Annotated in this window: 14 protein-coding genes and 2 tRNA genes; 7 read left to right on the top strand and 9 right to left on the bottom strand. The window is 65.6% G+C overall.

The window, feature by feature from the left end; all coding sequences use genetic code 11:
• Window positions 1-17: 17 nt before the first annotated feature.
• Both GGQ90_RS02350 and GGQ90_RS02345 read right to left on the bottom strand, forming a co-directional pair.
• Window positions 18-94 (bottom strand) — tRNA-Asp (locus GGQ90_RS02350).
• Window positions 95-135: 41 nt separating this feature from the next.
• Complete coding sequence (locus GGQ90_RS02345) at window positions 136-1,290, bottom strand: AI-2E family transporter (RefSeq protein WP_188080649.1); 1,155 nt, start codon at window positions 1,288-1,290, stop codon at window positions 136-138.
• 164 nt (window positions 1,291-1,454) lie between these two features.
• Between GGQ90_RS02345 and GGQ90_RS02340 the strand changes: the two genes are divergently transcribed.
• Both GGQ90_RS02340 and GGQ90_RS02335 read left to right on the top strand, forming a co-directional pair.
• Window positions 1,455-1,931 carry a hypothetical protein gene (locus GGQ90_RS02340; protein ID WP_188080648.1) on the top strand — a complete coding sequence of 159 codons (477 nt, stop codon included), beginning with the start codon at window positions 1,455-1,457 and terminating at the stop codon, window positions 1,929-1,931.
• 72 nt (window positions 1,932-2,003) lie between these two features.
• Window positions 2,004-2,747, top strand: a complete 744-nt coding sequence (locus tag GGQ90_RS02335; protein WP_188080647.1) for a methyltransferase domain-containing protein — start codon at window positions 2,004-2,006, stop codon at window positions 2,745-2,747.
• A gap of 33 nt (window positions 2,748-2,780) precedes the next feature.
• Here the strand turns inward: GGQ90_RS02335 and GGQ90_RS02330 are convergent, their stop codons facing one another.
• From GGQ90_RS02330 to thyA, 4 genes are all read right to left on the bottom strand, one after another.
• Complete coding sequence (locus GGQ90_RS02330) at window positions 2,781-4,073, bottom strand: dihydrolipoamide acetyltransferase family protein (RefSeq protein WP_188080646.1); 1,293 nt, start codon at window positions 4,071-4,073, stop codon at window positions 2,781-2,783.
• Window positions 4,074-4,167: 94 nt separating this feature from the next.
• The gene (locus GGQ90_RS02325) at window positions 4,168-5,172 is read right to left on the bottom strand and encodes an alpha-ketoacid dehydrogenase subunit beta (protein WP_188080870.1); all 1,005 of its coding nucleotides are present in this window, start codon (window positions 5,170-5,172) and stop codon (window positions 4,168-4,170) included.
• A gap of 53 nt (window positions 5,173-5,225) precedes the next feature.
• On the bottom strand, window positions 5,226-6,521 hold the full coding sequence (locus tag GGQ90_RS02320) for a 3-methyl-2-oxobutanoate dehydrogenase (2-methylpropanoyl-transferring) subunit alpha (RefSeq protein WP_188080645.1): 1,296 nt from the start codon (window positions 6,519-6,521) through the stop codon (window positions 5,226-5,228).
• Window positions 6,522-6,638: 117 nt separating this feature from the next.
• Complete coding sequence (thyA, locus tag GGQ90_RS02315; RefSeq protein WP_188080869.1) at window positions 6,639-7,574, bottom strand: thymidylate synthase; 936 nt, start codon at window positions 7,572-7,574, stop codon at window positions 6,639-6,641.
• Between the two features lie 206 nt (window positions 7,575-7,780).
• Between thyA and GGQ90_RS02310 the strand changes: the two genes are divergently transcribed.
• The 3 genes from GGQ90_RS02310 (at window position 7,781) to GGQ90_RS02300 (ending at window position 10,045) form a co-directional block, all read left to right on the top strand.
• Window positions 7,781-8,056, top strand: coding sequence for a JAB domain-containing protein (locus tag GGQ90_RS02310; protein ID WP_188080644.1), 276 nt, complete (start codon window positions 7,781-7,783; stop codon window positions 8,054-8,056).
• A gap of 104 nt (window positions 8,057-8,160) precedes the next feature.
• Window positions 8,161-8,237 (top strand) — tRNA-Pro (locus tag GGQ90_RS02305).
• A gap of 140 nt (window positions 8,238-8,377) precedes the next feature.
• Window positions 8,378-10,045: an FAD-dependent oxidoreductase gene (locus GGQ90_RS02300; protein ID WP_188080643.1), complete on the top strand. Its 1,668-nt coding sequence runs from the start codon at window positions 8,378-8,380 to the stop codon at window positions 10,043-10,045.
• Here the strand turns inward: GGQ90_RS02300 and GGQ90_RS02295 are convergent.
• Entirely contained in the window at window positions 9,996-10,460 is a 465-nt protein-coding gene (locus GGQ90_RS02295) for a MarR family winged helix-turn-helix transcriptional regulator (RefSeq protein ID WP_188080642.1), read from the bottom strand. The two genes, GGQ90_RS02300 and GGQ90_RS02295, sit on opposite strands and share 50 nt — an antisense overlap.
• A gap of 128 nt (window positions 10,461-10,588) precedes the next feature.
• On the opposite strand from GGQ90_RS02295, the gene GGQ90_RS02290 reads away from it, so the two are divergent.
• Window positions 10,589-11,017: an organic hydroperoxide resistance protein gene (locus tag GGQ90_RS02290; protein WP_188080641.1), complete on the top strand. Its 429-nt coding sequence runs from the start codon at window positions 10,589-10,591 to the stop codon at window positions 11,015-11,017.
• A gap of 58 nt (window positions 11,018-11,075) precedes the next feature.
• Here the strand turns inward: GGQ90_RS02290 and putA are convergent, their stop codons facing one another.
• Window positions 11,076-14,684: a trifunctional transcriptional regulator/proline dehydrogenase/L-glutamate gamma-semialdehyde dehydrogenase gene (gene putA, locus GGQ90_RS02285; RefSeq protein WP_188080640.1), complete on the bottom strand. Its 3,609-nt coding sequence runs from the start codon at window positions 14,682-14,684 to the stop codon at window positions 11,076-11,078.
• A gap of 98 nt (window positions 14,685-14,782) precedes the next feature.
• Between putA and GGQ90_RS02280 the strand changes: the two genes are divergently transcribed.
• Window positions 14,783-15,268, top strand: a complete 486-nt coding sequence (locus GGQ90_RS02280; protein ID WP_188080639.1) for an Lrp/AsnC family transcriptional regulator — start codon at window positions 14,783-14,785, stop codon at window positions 15,266-15,268.
• Between the two features lie 4 nt (window positions 15,269-15,272).
• On the opposite strand, the gene GGQ90_RS02275 is transcribed toward GGQ90_RS02280, so the two are convergent.
• A complete protein-coding gene (locus GGQ90_RS02275; RefSeq protein ID WP_188080638.1) occupies window positions 15,273-15,482 on the bottom strand; it encodes a hypothetical protein in 210 nt (69 codons plus the stop codon).
• Window positions 15,483-15,540: the final 58 nt, after the last annotated feature.

Genomic DNA, 15,540 nt, shown 5'->3' with positions numbered 1-15,540 from the left:
TTTCCGGTCAAGGAAAGTGGCGCGAGTGACGGGGCTCGAACCCGCGACCTCCGGCGTGACAGGCCGGCGCTCTAACCAACTGAGCTACACCCGCGTTTGGTGTGGGCGGCCGTCTATGCGGGTCCGGCCAAGCTGTCAACCGCCCTCGCCCTCAGTTTCGTCACTTGTTGCATTTTCTTTGCGGCGGCTGACCGTCAACGTCCCCTGTTCGAACAGGAAACCGGCGATATCCGGGGTGCCGGCGGCGGCCACCACGGTCTGCACGATGATGAGCAGCGGAACCCCCAACAAGGCACCAGGCGTGCCCCATACCCAGCCCCAGAAGGTCAGCGAGACGAGAATCAGCAGCGGGTTCATCGTCAGCCGTCGGCCGAGGATTGTCGGGGTGATGACATTAGCCTCCACCAGATGGAAGCCGATCTGCAGAAAGGCCGGCAGCAGCGCCGTCCAGACATCGTCGAACACCATCAGCCCGCCTAGCGCCAGCAGCAACGCCGCCAGCATCGGCCCGAAATAGGGGATGAAGTTGAGCAGTGCGACGATGCCGCCCCACATCCAGGGCGATGGCATGCCGATCAGCCAGAGCGACAGCGCCACGGCCAGCCCCAGGCACAGGTTGATGGTGGCGATGGTCATCACATAAGCGGAGGTCGCGTCCACGACATTCTGGATCACCCGCGCGACCGCCATCGCGCCGTCGAAACTGCCCCGGCTGTTGATCGTGCGCCGCCGCAGCCGGGTCCAGCCGGCCAGGAAGAAATAGATGATGAGCAGGGCGAACACCATCTGGATGATCGCCGAAGGGGCCGAGGCCGCAGCGAACTGCAGCAGCGAATCGGGGGTTTCCACCGCGGCCCGATGCGCGACCGATGCCGGGCCTGCAGCGAGCATCTGGACGGTTTCATCGACGAACCGCTGCGCCTGCGAATAGAAATCGATCAGCGGCGCCAACGTCGCCTGAATTTTCGGCAAACGCTGGGGCAGCATCCGGAACCAGTCGGTCGCCGGCACCACGATCAGCACCAGCGCAATATTGGCGACACTCAAGAAGGCGACCACTGCCAGCAGCGCCGACAGGCCCGAAGGCAGGCCGCGCCGTTCCAGCCATTCGAGCAGCGGCACCAGCGCGATCGCAATCACCAGCGCAGCAGTGAGCGGCAGGAAGAATTCGGCGCCGGCCCGCAAGGCGAAGGGCAAGGCCAGCAACAGGCCGATCCCAGAAGACAGGGCAATCGAGGCCAGCAACCGGTCGCGCCGCCGATTAACTTCCAGTTCCTCGTTGGTGATCACGCCCTGTCCATCCCCTGTGCATTCGCCTTGCTGCTCTGCACCCGAGGCCCAGACGGGTCAAATGACATCGACCGACATGCCACAAGAGACGGCAAATGGCAGCTTAACCAAATATTCGGCGATGCCAGTCAAGATAACGTCACTGACGATAAGGGGGATATCGCATGGCATTGGGGCGCCTGGCATGGGCATGCCTGCTGACGGGGCTGGTGGCACCATCTGCGGTGCTGGCCCAGCATCCGGACATGCAGTTGGACAGCCGCATGTTCGTGGAGCGGATACAGACCGATCTCAACGGCCGCGCCCGACGTATCGTTGCCAGTCCCGATCGCCGCCAGCCCGGCGATCAACTGATCTTCATCGTCGACTGGCGCAACACCGGCCAACGGCCAGTTCGCGGCTATAGCCTGGTCCGGGCGGTGCCCCGCGGCACCACGCTCGACTTGTCCGATCCGACCATGCAGGTCTCGATCGATGGCGGCGAGCATTGGGGCCGGATCGACCAGCTCTGGCTGCCGACACCGCTGGGCGGCACGCGCCGCGCGATCGCGTCCGACATCACCCATATACGCTGGCTACTGGCGAACGAAATCCCGCCGGGCGAAAGCGGCCGGCTGAGCTATCGCCTGTTAGCTCGCTAACCCCCTGATTCGGCAAAGGCTTGAGTTGCTCTGTGCATCCCCATAGAGACGGGGAGGAACGGAGACATCATCGTGCCCAAAAAAGGGGAACTCGCCTATCTCGCCAATACCGGCGACATTGGCCGCCAGCATTCACTGGAAAAGCCCTTTTCCGATCCGCAATGCGGCCTGAACCTCGCCTCCATCGGCTATGTCATGTCCCTCTTGCCGCCGGCCCCTGCCCGCATCCTCGACCTGGGCTGTGGCGGCGGCTGGACCAGTATCTTCCTGGCCAAGCATGGCTATCGCGTCACCGGGCAGGATATCGCGCCCGACATGATCGATCTGGCGCGGGAAAATGCCGCGCGCCACGGGCTGGACGATCGGCTGGATTTCGTCTGCGGCGATTTCGAGCAGATTGGCGACCACGGCCAGTTCGACGCCGCGATCTTCTTCGATTCATTGCATCATGCCGAGGATGAGGCGTTGGCGATCCGGGCAGCCTGGGCGGCGTTGAAGCCCGGCGGCCTGCTGATTACCCATGAACCAGGCGAAGGCCATGCGACCCATCCCGATTCGATCGAGGCGATGCGGCTTTATGGCGTCACCGAACGTGACATGCCGCCGCACCTGATCATCGCACGGGGACGTGAGGCGGGCTTCACCCAATATCGTGTGCTGCCGCTGCCGCAATATCTCCATCACCTGTTCTACGAGGATAATCGCTATCTGCGCCAGCGCCTGAGCCAGCGCTACTGGCGGCGGGTCGGCCGGATATTGCGGCTGATCTTCCGCCCCGACCTGCGGCGCGGGGCGATCGTCGTCCTGACGAAATAGGGCCAGGCGGCAATCCGCCCGGCCCCATCATGCTCAGCCTTCGAACAGCAGGACCGGCGTTTCCAGCAGCTTGCGCACCGCCTGAACGAAGCTCGCCGCGTCCCAGCCGTCGACGACGCGATGGTCGCAACTGATCGACAGGTTCATCAGCTTGGCCGCGACGATCTCCTTACCCCGGAACATGGGACGCTCGATCACCCGGTTGGGGCCGATGATCGCCACTTCGGGCCGATTGATGACCGGGGTGGTGGCGATGCCGCCCAGCGGGCCGAGCGAGGTCAGGGTCAGGGTGGAACCCGACAGTTCGGCCGAGGTCGCCTTGCCGCTGCGCGCAGCGTCGGCGAGGCGGCGGATCTCGGTCGCCAACTGCCAGACATTCCTGTCCTGCGCGTCGCGGATCACCGGCACCATCAGCCCTGCGTCGGTCTGCGTCGCCATGCCGAGGTGGACGGCGCCATGGCGCGTCACCACGCCGGCCTCGTCATCATAGCGGGCATTGAGCATCGGGAAGTCGGGCAGCGTCCTGCAGATCGCCACGATCAGCAGCGGCAGCATGGTGAGCTTGGGCCGATCGCCGCGATGGGCGTTGAGCTGCGCCCGCGCCTCCTCCAGCGCGGTGACGTCGATTTCCTCGACATAGGTGAAGTGGGGGATGTGACGCTTGGACGCGGCCATATTCTCGGCAATGCGGCGGCGCATGCCGATCACCTTCACCTGCTCGTCGGCGCGCGGTGCCGTCCGGCCAGCGGGGCGATAGCCCTGCCCCGAACCGTAAAGGAGATAGGCATCGAGATCAGCGTGGCGGACATGGTCGCCATTGGGCTTCACCAGGGCGAGGTCGATGCCCAGTTCCCTGGCACGTGCGCGGACGGCGGGCGACGCGAGGATGGGGGCGGCAACATCAGTCCTCCTCCCTTCCAGGGCCGGGTTAGGGGTGGGTACCGGCGAAGCCGGTGCTGCTGGCTCAACGGCAGGCAGCTCGCTTTGCTCGCCACCCACCCCCGACCCTTCCCTGGAAGGGAGGGGAGCATCAATGGAGGCCTCGACCGTTTCGACCGTCGACGCAGGTGCGGCGGCCGCCTCGCCTTCCGTTTCGATCTCGACCAGCATCGATCCGATCGACACCTGATCGCCCGGCTCACCGGCCAGGCGGACGACGGTGCCCGCGACCGGGCTTTCCATCTCGACCGTCGCCTTGTCGGTCATCATGTCGGCGATCGGCTGGTCTTCCTCGACCCAGTCGCCGACCTTGACGTGCCAGCCGACAATCTCAGCCTGCGCAATGCCTTCGCCAATGTCCGGCAGCTTGAAGGTGAAAAGAGCCATTACATCCTCCCCCGTTCGTGCAGGGGCGTAGGAATGATCTGGCAAATGTCGTGCATGGCACGAACGGAACAGGGAGGTGTAACGACCATAGCCCTCAGTCCTTCATGATCTTGTTGATGGCTTCGCGGATGCGCACGGGGCCTGGGAAATAGGCCCATTCCAGACTGTGCGGATAAGGCGTGTCGAAGCCGGTGACGCGCTCGATCGGCGCTTCGAGATGGTAGAAGCAGCGTTCCTGCACCAGCGCCGACAGTTCGGCGCCAAAGCCGCTGGTCCGCGTCGCTTCATGCACGATCAGGCAGCGGCCGGTCTTTTTGACCGATGCCTCGATCGCATCGATGTCGAGCGGCACCAGGCTGCGCAAGTCGACAATCTCGGCATCGATGCCCAGCTTCGCCACGGTATTTTCGACGACATGGACCATCGTGCCATAGCAGAGGATGGTCAGCGCCGCGCCAGGCCGGGCGATGCGCGCCTTGCCGAGGTCGATGCGATAATAGCCCTGCGGCACCTGCGCATCGGCATGCCCCGCCCAGCTCTTGGCCGGCGTGTCATAATGGCCGTCGAACGGGCCGTTATAGATGCGCTTGGGTTCGAAGAAGATGGTCGGATCATTATCCTCGATCGCCGCGATCAGCAGTCCCTTGGCATCATAAGGAGTGGACGGGATCACCGTCTTGACCCCGGACACATGGGTGAAGATGCCTTCCGGGCTCTGGCTGTGGGTCTGGCCACCGAAGATACCGCCGCCAAAGGGCGAGCGCACCGTCATCGGCGCAATGAACTCGCCGGCCGAGCGATAGCGCAGCCGTGCCGCCTCGCTCACCAACTGGTCGAGCGCGGGATAGATATAGTCGGCGAACTGGATCTCCGGCACCGGCCGCAGGCCATAGGCGCCCATGCCGACCGCGACGCCGATGATGCCGCATTCGGTGATCGGCGTATCGAACACGCGGTTCTTGCCATATTTCTGCTGGAGGCCGGCGGTGGCGCGAAAGACGCCGCCGAAATAGCCGACATCCTCGCCCATCACCACGACATCGGGGTCGCGGCCCATCATCACGTCCAGCGCGCTGTTGATCGCCTGGATCATGTTCATCTGGACGGGCTCGTCCTGGCCGCCGGCGGCGACCGTTTCCATGCGCATGTCGTTCACAGCCCTGCCGCCTTCCATTCGTCGAGCATCTGCTGCTGCTGTTCCTGAAGGTGCCAGGGCATGTCCTCGAACACGTCCTGGAACATGCTTTCCATCGGATGGTGGAGGCCATGGCCCAATATGCCGTTCTTTTCCGCCTCGCGCGCGGCGTCGCGGACCATCTCGGCCAGTTGCTGGTCCATCGCGGCGTGGCGCTCCTCGTCCCAGATGCCGAGATTGATGCAATGCTGCTTGAGCCGTGCGATCGGATCGCCGAGCGGCCATTGGCTGCTTTCCTCGGCCGAGCGATAGGCGGTCGGATCGTCCGACGTGCTGTGCCCTTCGACGCGATAGGTGAAATGCTCGATCAGGGTCGGGCCGCCATTGGCGCGGGCGCGGTCTGCGGCCCAGCGGGTGGCGGCATAGACGGCCAGCACGTCATTGCCATCGACGCGCAGCCCGGCAATGCCATAGCCGATCGCGCGGGCGGCGAAGGTGGTCGCCTCCGCCCCGGCAAAGCCGGAGAAGCTGCTGATCGCCCACTGGTTGTTCACCACGTTCATGATGACCGGTGCGCGATAGACGCTGGCGAAGGTGCAGGCCGAATGGAAGTCGCCCTCCGCGGTCGAGCCCTCGCCGCACCAGGTGGCGGCGATGCGGGTGTCGCCCTTGGCCGCGCTCGCCATCGCCCAGCCCACGGCCTGGGGATATTGGGTGGTGAGGTTGCCGGAGATGGAGAAGAAGCCGGCTTCCCGCGCCGAATACATAATCGGCAGCTGGCGCCCCTTCATGCGGTCGCCCTTGTTCGAATAGATCTGGTTCATCATGTCGACGATGGACCAGTCGCGCGCGATCAATATGCCCTGCTGGCGGTAGGAGGGAAAACACATGTCGTCGCGCGACAAAGCAAGCGCGGCGCCGATCGACACCGCCTCCTCGCCGGTCGACTTCATGTAGAAGCTGGTCTTGCCCTGGCGCTGGGCACGGAACATGCGGCCGTCAAAGGCGCGGGTCAGCGCCATGTAGCGCAGCATCCGCAGCAGCGTGTCGGCCGGCAGCTTGGGATCCCAGGCGCCCACCGCATGGCCATCCTCGTCGAGCACGCGGACCAGCCCATAGGCGAAGTCGCGCATCTGCGAAGGATGGGTCGCCTCGTCCGGGCGCGGCGCCGCGTCGGCTGCGGGAATGTCGAAATGGGTGAAGTCCGCGCTCTCGCCGGGCCGCGCCGGCGGCTCGGGCACATGCAGCTGTAGCGGCGGCAGGTTGCGCCCCTGCCCGTCCGTCACAGCGCCGGATTCGATCGAATCGGTCATCCTGCCTCCTATTGTGCGTTGCAATAATATTGCTTGTGGCAATTATTATATTTCAACGCCGCGCAAGGCAAGCCTTACTGACCCAATTCCTTTTCGCCTGTCGCCTTCGCTGTCACCTCAGACGGCGACAGGCGCGGAAATATGGGCCTGCGGCGCATAATCCTGCACCTCGAAATCGTCGATCCCATAGTCGAAAATGCTCGAAGGGCGGCGATTGATCCGCAGCTTCGGCGCGCCGGCCGGGGTGCGGCTGATCTGCTCCTCCACCAGATCGGCATGGTTGAGGTAGAGATGGACGTCGCCGCCCTGCCAGACCACCTCGCCCGGCTCCAGATCGCATTGCTGGGCCAGCATCCGGGTGATCATCGACAAGCCGAAGATATTGAAGGCAAAGCCCAATCCCAGGTCGCAGCTGCGCTGGAAGAGCAGGCCGTTGAGGCGGCCATCGGACACCTGGAACTGATAGGTCATGTGGCAGGGCGGCAATGCCATCTGCGCGACTTCCGCGACATTCCAGCCAGTGAACAGCAGGCGGCGCGAACCGGGATTTGTGCGAATCGCATCGACCAGCGCGGCGATCTGGTTGTGGCCCTGCGTCGCCCGGCGGAACAGGCCATCGCCGGCCGGCTCGTAGCGCGGCCAGTTCACCCATTGGGCGCCATAGACCGGACCAAGATCGCCCCATTGCCGGGCGAAGGCTTCGTCTTCGATGATTCGCGCCTCGAACGTGTCGCGGTCGATATCCTCGCCGGTGGCCTTGCGGTAGCTGTCGAGCGGCCAGTCGGTCCAGATATGGACATTCTGCTTCACCAGTTCGCGGATATTGGTGTCGCCGGTCAGGAACCACAGCATTTCGCGCGCGGCGACCTTCCAATAGACCCGCTTGGTGGTCAGCAGCGGCACGGCGTCGTCCGCCAGCGAGAATCGCAGGGTCGCGCCCAGGATCGAGCGGGTGCCAACGCCGGTGCGATCAATCCGCTCGTCACCATGGCGCCAGATATGGCGCATCAGGTCGAGATACTGCTCTTCATAATGGGGCGGCTGCGGCGACATGGCGTGCAAGGTCGATGATCCTGGGATGAGGCGTGAGTCTGGGCGTCACGCCCATGTAGCATCCGCCCTGCCCCGCTGTCCCGACCAAAGGTCACGCCAGATCGGATGTGACTACCCGCCGGGCCTGCGGCGTCCCGCCACTTCGGACCATTCCCCATCTGCGCGCCCTGCGCATTGCTGACAGGCTGTGCCCCAGGGGGATAGCGATGCTGACATTGGTGATTCTCGACGAGGACGGCCAACCGCGCGACCGGTTGCACCCCGATGGCAACTGGCCCTGCCTGGTCGCCCATCTGCTGGGCAGCGACGCCCGGCGGGTCATCCTGCACCAGCGGCGGACCATGCCGGCACCGCTGGACCGCGACATCGCTCTGACACGGAGCCTGCACCGCCGCCTGCGCGCGCTCGACATCCATCTGGCCGATCATCTGATCGACACGCCGACAGGCCGGTTCAGCTTCCGCAATGCGGGCCTTTTGTAGAATCTTCAAAAAAGCGCATCAGGTGGCTTGCCAGCCCTCAAACCCCTCTCTATAGGCGCACTCCTGCCTTACGGGGCCGCCCCAAAAGCGGCTTCGGCATCGGTCGGGGAATAGCTCAGCCTGGTAGAGCACTGTCTTCGGGAGGCAGGGGCCGGAGGTTCGAATCCTCTTTCCCCGACCAACTTCTTTTCCAACAATCTAGCGCGAATTTTCCCTTCGGGGACAAGCCTATATTCGCGTCCGCCAGACACATCAGCCACCATTGCCGCGCGCCTGCGCTCGGGGCATTATCCCTCCATCTATAATGGCGGGAGGCCGGCGATGGAGACGATCGGGCGCGATCTGCGCGAGATGCAGCGTGTGCCGCTGACGGTCGAGCATGTCGCGACGCTGCGGGCCGAAGGCCGCGAGGCGGTCTATCCCGCCGGCACCTATATCGTCCGGCCCGGCGACCCGGTCGACCGCTTCATCTATGTCGAGGATGGCGAGATCGAGGTGGTCAATCCGTTCGGTGACGAACGGCATGTCGCGTCCACCATCGGGCCGACCCAGTTCATGGGCGAGATTTCCTTCCTGAGCGGCGGCAGCTGGTCGATCCCGATGCGGGCGGTGCGCGATACCCGCGTGCTGGAAGTGCCGCGCCCGGCGATGCTGCGGCTGATGGCGGCGATCCCGGAAATGTCGGACATCATCATCACCGTGCTGGCGGCGCGGCGGCGGCGGCAGCTCGACATGGGCGACAGCACCCTGGTGCTGATCGGCGAGGATGAGGATCGGGCGGTGCGCTGCATCGCCGAATTCGCCAGCCGCAACCGCCTGCCCTACACGTCGCATGCGCTGGGCAGCGACGACGCCCGCCGGGTCGCCGCCAGTTGCGGCACGCAGGCAGACCGGCCCGCCGTGATCTTCGGTCGCGACAATGTCGTTGCCGATCCCACGCCCGAGAAGGTCGCCAGGCTGTTTGGCCTCGATCGCGGCTTTACCGAGAATGAGACGGTCGACCTGCTGATCGTGGGCGGCGGGCCGGCCGGCGTGGCGGCGGCCGTCTATGCCGGGGCAGAAGGGCTCAATGCGCTGGTGGTGGAGGATATCGCGATCGGCGGCCAGGCCGGCACGTCGAGCCGGATCGAAAATTATATGGGCTTTCCCACCGGCATTTCCGGCGCCGACCTGGTCTGGCGCGGCGAGGTACAGGCGATGAAATTCGGCACCCGTTTCCTGATGCCGCGCCGGGTGACGGCGCTGGAGGAAACCGGCGACGGCCATTATTGCGGCGTCTTCGACAATGACCAGCGCATCTGCGCCCGCGCGGTGCTGGTCGCGACCGGCGTGGAATATCGCCGCCTGCCAATCGCGCGGCTCGCCGATCTGGAGGGCGCCGGCATCTATTATGCCGCGACCGAGAATGAGGCCCGCTATTGCCGCCAAGCCGAAGCCGTAGTGGTCGGCGGCGGCAACAGCGCTGGCCAGGCGGCGATGTTCCTCAGCCGCAGCGCACGCCATGTCCATCTGCTGGTGCGCGGCCCCTCGCTCGCCCTGTCGATGTCCAGTTACCTGTCGAGCCGGCTGGAGGCCGACCCGGCGATCACCATCCATTATGACACCGAAATTGACAGGCTACATGGCGATGCGCAGCTCGACGCGGTGAGCATCCGCAAGGCCGATGGCAGCGCGCGCGAGATCGCCTGCTGCGCCCTGTTCATCATGGTCGGCGCGGCACCCAATACCGGCTGGCTGTCGGGGCTGGTGGCGCTGGACGACAAGGGGTTCGTGCTGACCGGCGATGCGGTCGAGGCCCCCTCCCCCTATGAAACCTCACGCGCCGGCATCTTCGCGGTCGGCGACGTGCGCGCCGGATCGGTGAAGCGCGTCGCTTCTGCCGTGGGCGAAGGATCGGTCGTGATCTCGCGCATCTGGAGTCATGTGAATGACGGGGCGGTCAGGCCGCGCGCTGCAGCTTCTCCCGCAGCGTCACCAGTGACTGGTTGAGCGCGGCGATTTCCTCGATCGAGATGCCGACGGCCTCCATCAGTTCGGCCGGGACGCAGGTCGACACGTCCTGCGCCACCGACTGGCCCCGCTGCGTCAGGCGCACGCGGACCACCCGTTCGTCGGCGGTGTCGCGCTGGCGGGTGACAAAGCCCGCTGCCTCCAGCCGCTTGATCAGCGGGGTCAGCGTATTGGATTCGAGGAAGAGCTGGCCGCCCAGTTCGCCGACCGTCTGGTCGTCGCGCCGGGCCAGCGCTACCATCACCAGATATTGGGGATAGGTGAGGCCGTAGCGATCGAGCAGCGGCTTGTAGAGCCGGTTGAAGGCAAGCCCGGTCGAATAGACGCCGAAGCACAGAAAATCGTCGAGCGCGCCGCGCGCGGCATTTTCGGTAGTCATGGCGGGGGTGGTCATGGCGATACTCCTTACCCCGAAATATAAATCGCACGCGATATGATCGCAAGGGTTGACGACTCACATCCGCAGATACATATAGATCGCACGCGATTTAATCGCAGATGATTAAACGAAAGGACCGATCGATGAGCAGCAAGATCCTCTATTCCACCAGCGCCACCGCAACCGGCGGCCGCGACGGCAAGGCCGCAACCACCGATGGCAGCTTCGCGGTGACGCTGGGCACGCCCAAGGAACTGGGCGGTAATGGCCAGGGCAATAATCCCGAACAGCTGTTCGCGTCGGGCTATGCCGCCTGCTTCCTGGGCGCGATGAAGTTCGCCGCCAGCCAGGACAAGGACCTGCCCCGCGTGCCCGCCGACGCCAGCGTCACCGCCACGGTCGGTATCGGCCCGCGCAGCGACAAGGGCTTTGGCCTGGATGTCGCGCTGGAAATCAGCCTGCCGGGCGTCGACAAGAGTGCGGCCGAGGCGCTGGTCGCCGAAGCGGACACGATCTGCCCCTATTCGCACGCCACACGCGGCAATATCGAGGTGCGCCTGAGCGTCGCCTGACGCACGGCAACCTGCCACAAAGAAAAAGGGCGGCCCTTGCAGGCCGCCCTTTTCGTTATCAGCCGATCATCATCAGGCTGGCATTGCCGCCCGCGGCAGTCGTGTTGATGGAGGTCGACACCTCCTCCAGCAGCCAGTCGAGATGCCAGGCGCGCTCGTCACCGGGGGCTGCGGCATGGACGGTGACGATCGGCCCGTCCAGTTCGGCCACCGCCCCGGTTGCGGCAAGGATCTGGTCAGCGTCCCCCTCCACCAGCATCGCGGCGAAGGGCGCGTCGGGCTGGGCGAGGAAATGGGCAGCGACGCTGGCGGGCAGGCCCTGCGGCAGCGGCGCGCCCTCGATCACGGCGCGGTTGCCGGTCGCCAGCACGGCGGCCATCTGGCCCAGCAGGCCGCGCCGCGTGCCCGGACGCAGCAACAGCAGGCCGCGCGGATGCAGCGCGTAGAGGTTGACCTCGCCGACCGGGCCGGGCAGCGCCAGTTCGACGCCCAGCGCCGACGCATCGCCATAATGGCGCGCGACCGCCGCCGCCTCATGATCGTCCTGCGCCTCCAGCCAGCTGACGAAATCATGGATCGGCGAGGCGAGATAGCCCACCCGCTCGGCAAAGACCGGCGCGGTGCGGGTCAGGCGGCCGAGATAGAGCGGGCCGCCCGCCTTTGGCCCGGTGCCCGACAGGCCGCGCCCGCCAAACGGCTGCACCCCGACGATCGCGCCGATGACGTTGCGGTTCACATAGATATTGCCGGCCTTCACCCGCGCGGTGACTCGCGCCACCGTCTCGTCCAGGCGGGTGTGCAGGCCGAAGGTCAGGCCATAGCCGGTGGCGTTGATCGCATCGACCAGCGCATCCATCCGCTCGCGACGGAAACGGATGACGTGCAGCACCGGGCCGAATATCTCGCGGGTGAGGTCGGCGATGCTGTCCAGTTCGATGATGGTCGGCGCCACGAAGGTGCCGTGTGCCGCCTCTTCGGGCAGGTCCTGTTGCTCGACCCTGCGGCCGAGCGCGCGCATCGCGGCGATATGCTGTTCGATGCCTGCCTTCGCCTCGGCAGTGATGACCGGGCCGGTGTCGACCGCGAGCCGATCGGTGCGACCGATGCGCAATTCCCTGAGCGCGCCCTTCAGCATGGTGAGGGTGCGGTCGGCGACATCCTCCTGCAGGCACAATATGCGCAGCGCCGAGCATCGCTGACCGGCGCTGTCGAAGGCGGAGGCGATGACGTCGGCCACCACCTGCTCCGCCAGCGCCGAACTGTCGACGATCATCGCATTCTGGCCGCCGGTCTCGGCGATCAGCGGGATCGGCTTGCCGGCCGGCGACAGGCGGGTGGCGAGTTGGCGCTGGATCAGCCGGGCGACTTCGGTCGAGCCGGTGAACATGACGCCCGCCGTTTCCGGCGCGGCGACCAGCGCGGCGCCGATCCGGCCGTCGCCGGGCAGCAATTGCAGCGCGTCGCCGGGCACGCCGGCTTCATGCAGCAGGCGCACGGCTTCGGCCGCGATCAGCGGGGTTTCCTCGGCAGGCTTGGCCAGCACCGGATTGCCCGCGACCAGTGCGGCCGCGACCTGCCCGGTGAAGATGGCGAGCGGGAAGTTCCAGGGGCTGATGCAGACAATCGGTCCCAGCGGCGCCTGATCCGGGCCGAAGGTGCCGCGCGCCTGCGCCGCATAATAGCGCAGGAAGTCGATCGCCTCGCGCACTTCGGCAATGGCGTTGGGCAGCGACTTGCCCGCTTCGCGCATGATGAGGCCCAGCAGTACCGGCATCCGGTCCTGCATCGCGTCGGCCGCCCGATCCAGCATGGCAGCGCGATCGGCGACAGGGGTATTGAGCCAGCAGGCCTGGGCGGCGCGGATCGCGGCGGCGCGGGCGTGATCGGCGCTCGCTTCCCAGACGGTGCCGACAATGTCGCGATGGTCGGCGGGGTTGCAGACCGGGCGCGCTTCCCCTTCCCCGCCCTCGGGCGCGGCGGTCCAGGCGATAGTGGCGCTGTGCTGCAGCGCCTGTGTCAGCGCAGCCAGCGCGCCTTCGTCGCTAAGATCGATGCCGTCGGAATTGCGGCGATCGGGATAGAGGCCGGCGGGCGCGGCGATCTGGTCATGCCGGGCGCCGGGATGCGGCATGGCGCGGACGATCTCGACCGGATCGGCGATCATCTCCTCGATCGAGACATCGGGGTCCGCGATGCGGTTGACGAAGCTGCTGTTCGCGCCATTTTCCAGCAGGCGGCGGACGAGATAGGCAAGCAAGGTCTCATGCGTGCCGACCGGCGCATAGATGCGGCACGGCCGGTCCAGCCTGTCCTTGCCGACGACCTGCTCATAGAGCGGCTCGCCCATGCCGTGCAGGCACTGGAACTCATATTTGCCGATCGCGAAATCCGGACCGGCCATCTGGTAGATGGTGGCAAGCGTCTGGGCATTATGGGTCGCGAATTGCGGGAAGACGGCGTCGGGCGCGGCCAGCAGCTTCTTCGCGCAGGCGACATAGGCGACGTCGGTATGGACCTTGCGGGTATAGACCGGAAAATCGGCGAGGCCATCGACCTGCGCGCGCTTGATCTCCGCATCCCAATAGGCGCCCTTGACCAGGCGCACCATCATCCGGCGATCGGCGCGGCGGGCGAGATCGATGATCCAGTCGATGACGAAGGGGCAGCGCTTGCCATAGCCCTGGACGACGAAGCCCAGACCATCCCAGCCGGCAAGGTCGGGATCGAGCGCCAGGCTTTCGAGCAGGTCGAGCGAGAGTTCGAGGCGATCCGCCTCCTCCGCGTCGATGTTGAGGCCGATGTCGTAGCGCTTCGACAGCAGCGCCAATTGCTTCACCGCCGGCAGCAATTCGCCCATCACCCGGTCGGCCTGCGCCCGGACATAGCGCGGGTGGAGCGCCGATAGCTTGATCGAGATGCCGGGGCCGGCATAGATGCCGCGACCGGCCGACGCCTTGCCGATGGCGTGGATCGCCTTTTCATAATCAGCATAATAGCGCGCGGCGTCGGCGGCGGTGGTCGCCGCCTCGCCCAGCATGTCATAGCTGTAGGCGAAGCCCTTGGCCTCCAGCTCCTTGGCGCGCTTGACCGCTTCCTTGATCGTCTCGCCGGTGACGAACTGTTCGCCCATCATCCGCATGGCGAGGTCGACGCCGCGCCGGATCACCGGTTCGCCGGCGCGAGCGACCAGGCGGGCGAGCGCCGCCGCCAGGCCGCGATCATCGACGCTGCCGACCAGCTTGCCGGTGACGACCAGCCCCCAGGTCGCGGCGTTGACGAACAGCGACTTGCCGCCACCCAGATGCGAACTCCAGTCGCCATCGGCGATCTTGTCGCGAATGAGCGCGTCGCGGGTGTCATTGTCCGGGATGCGCAGCAAAGCTTCGGCGAGGCACATCAGCGCCACGCCCTCCTGACTGGAGAGCGAATATTCCTGGACCAGCCCCTCGACCCCGGTGCCCTTGTGATTGGCACGCAGGGTGGTGACCAGATGGCGCGCCGTGTCCGCCACGGCGGCGCGGGTGGCGTCGGGCAGCGTCGCCGCGTCGAGCAGCGGGGCAAGGCACTCGGCCTCGTCCCGGCGATAGGCGGCGGTGATCGCCTGGCGCAGTGGCGACTGGTCGCGGATGGCGGGGGCGAAGGCGGCAAAGGGATGCGGGTCGGTCATGCGACCAGAATATCCGATCGGCGCATTTCATTCCGTCTTATGAATGCCCCGATAAATGCCAAAGTGACTTATTATTGGCAGCATGATAGGCAAATTACATGACTAACAAGCCCATAATGGTCGAAATGGATGAGTTCGACCGGCGCATCATCGCCGCCCTGGTCGAGGATGGCCGCATGACCGTGACCGATCTGGCCGCCAGCGTCGGCCTGTCCAAGACACCCTGCCAGGTGCGGTTGAAGCGATTGCAGGAGAGCGGCGTCATTCGCGGCTTTCGCGCGATCGTCGATCCGGCCAAGCTGGGGATGGACCATGTCGCCTTTACCGAGGTGAAGCTGAGCGACACGCGGGAGAGTGCGCTGCGCGAGTTCAACACGGCCGTGCGGCGCATCCCGGAGGTCGAGGAATGCCATATGCTGGCGAGCAATTTCGATTATCTGCTCAAGGTCCGCACGTCCGACATTCGCCGCTATCGCATGGTGCTGGGCGAGAAGATTTCCGCCCTGCCCCATGTCGCCAGCACATCGACCTTCGTGGCGATGGAGACGGTGCTGGAGTCCGGCAGCAAGCGGCCGCGCCGCTGACCCGTCAATTCGACCGGGGAACCGAGGCCCCTTCCACCCGGATGCCGCGCCGCTGCAATTCGGCGCGGGCCGCCTTCTGATGCGGGGTCAGGCGCTGATAGTCGGTGGTCGAACGCCAGATTAGCAACACATCCTGATCGCTGCGGATCGCGACGTCGGCCTCTGCATTGGCATAGTCCTGCAGACGATATTTTCTCGGCGCTTTTTCGATCACCCGTCATCCCTTTCGCGGGAGACGTAGCGGATTTTACGTAAAAGCCGCGTGATGGGGA

This window comes from Sphingobium scionense, assembly GCF_014197035.1.
Classification (GTDB): Bacteria; Pseudomonadota; Alphaproteobacteria; order Sphingomonadales; family Sphingomonadaceae; genus Sphingobium; species Sphingobium scionense.
Note: the sequence above shows the minus strand (reverse complement) of the source record. Positions and strands in the feature narration are given on the sequence as shown.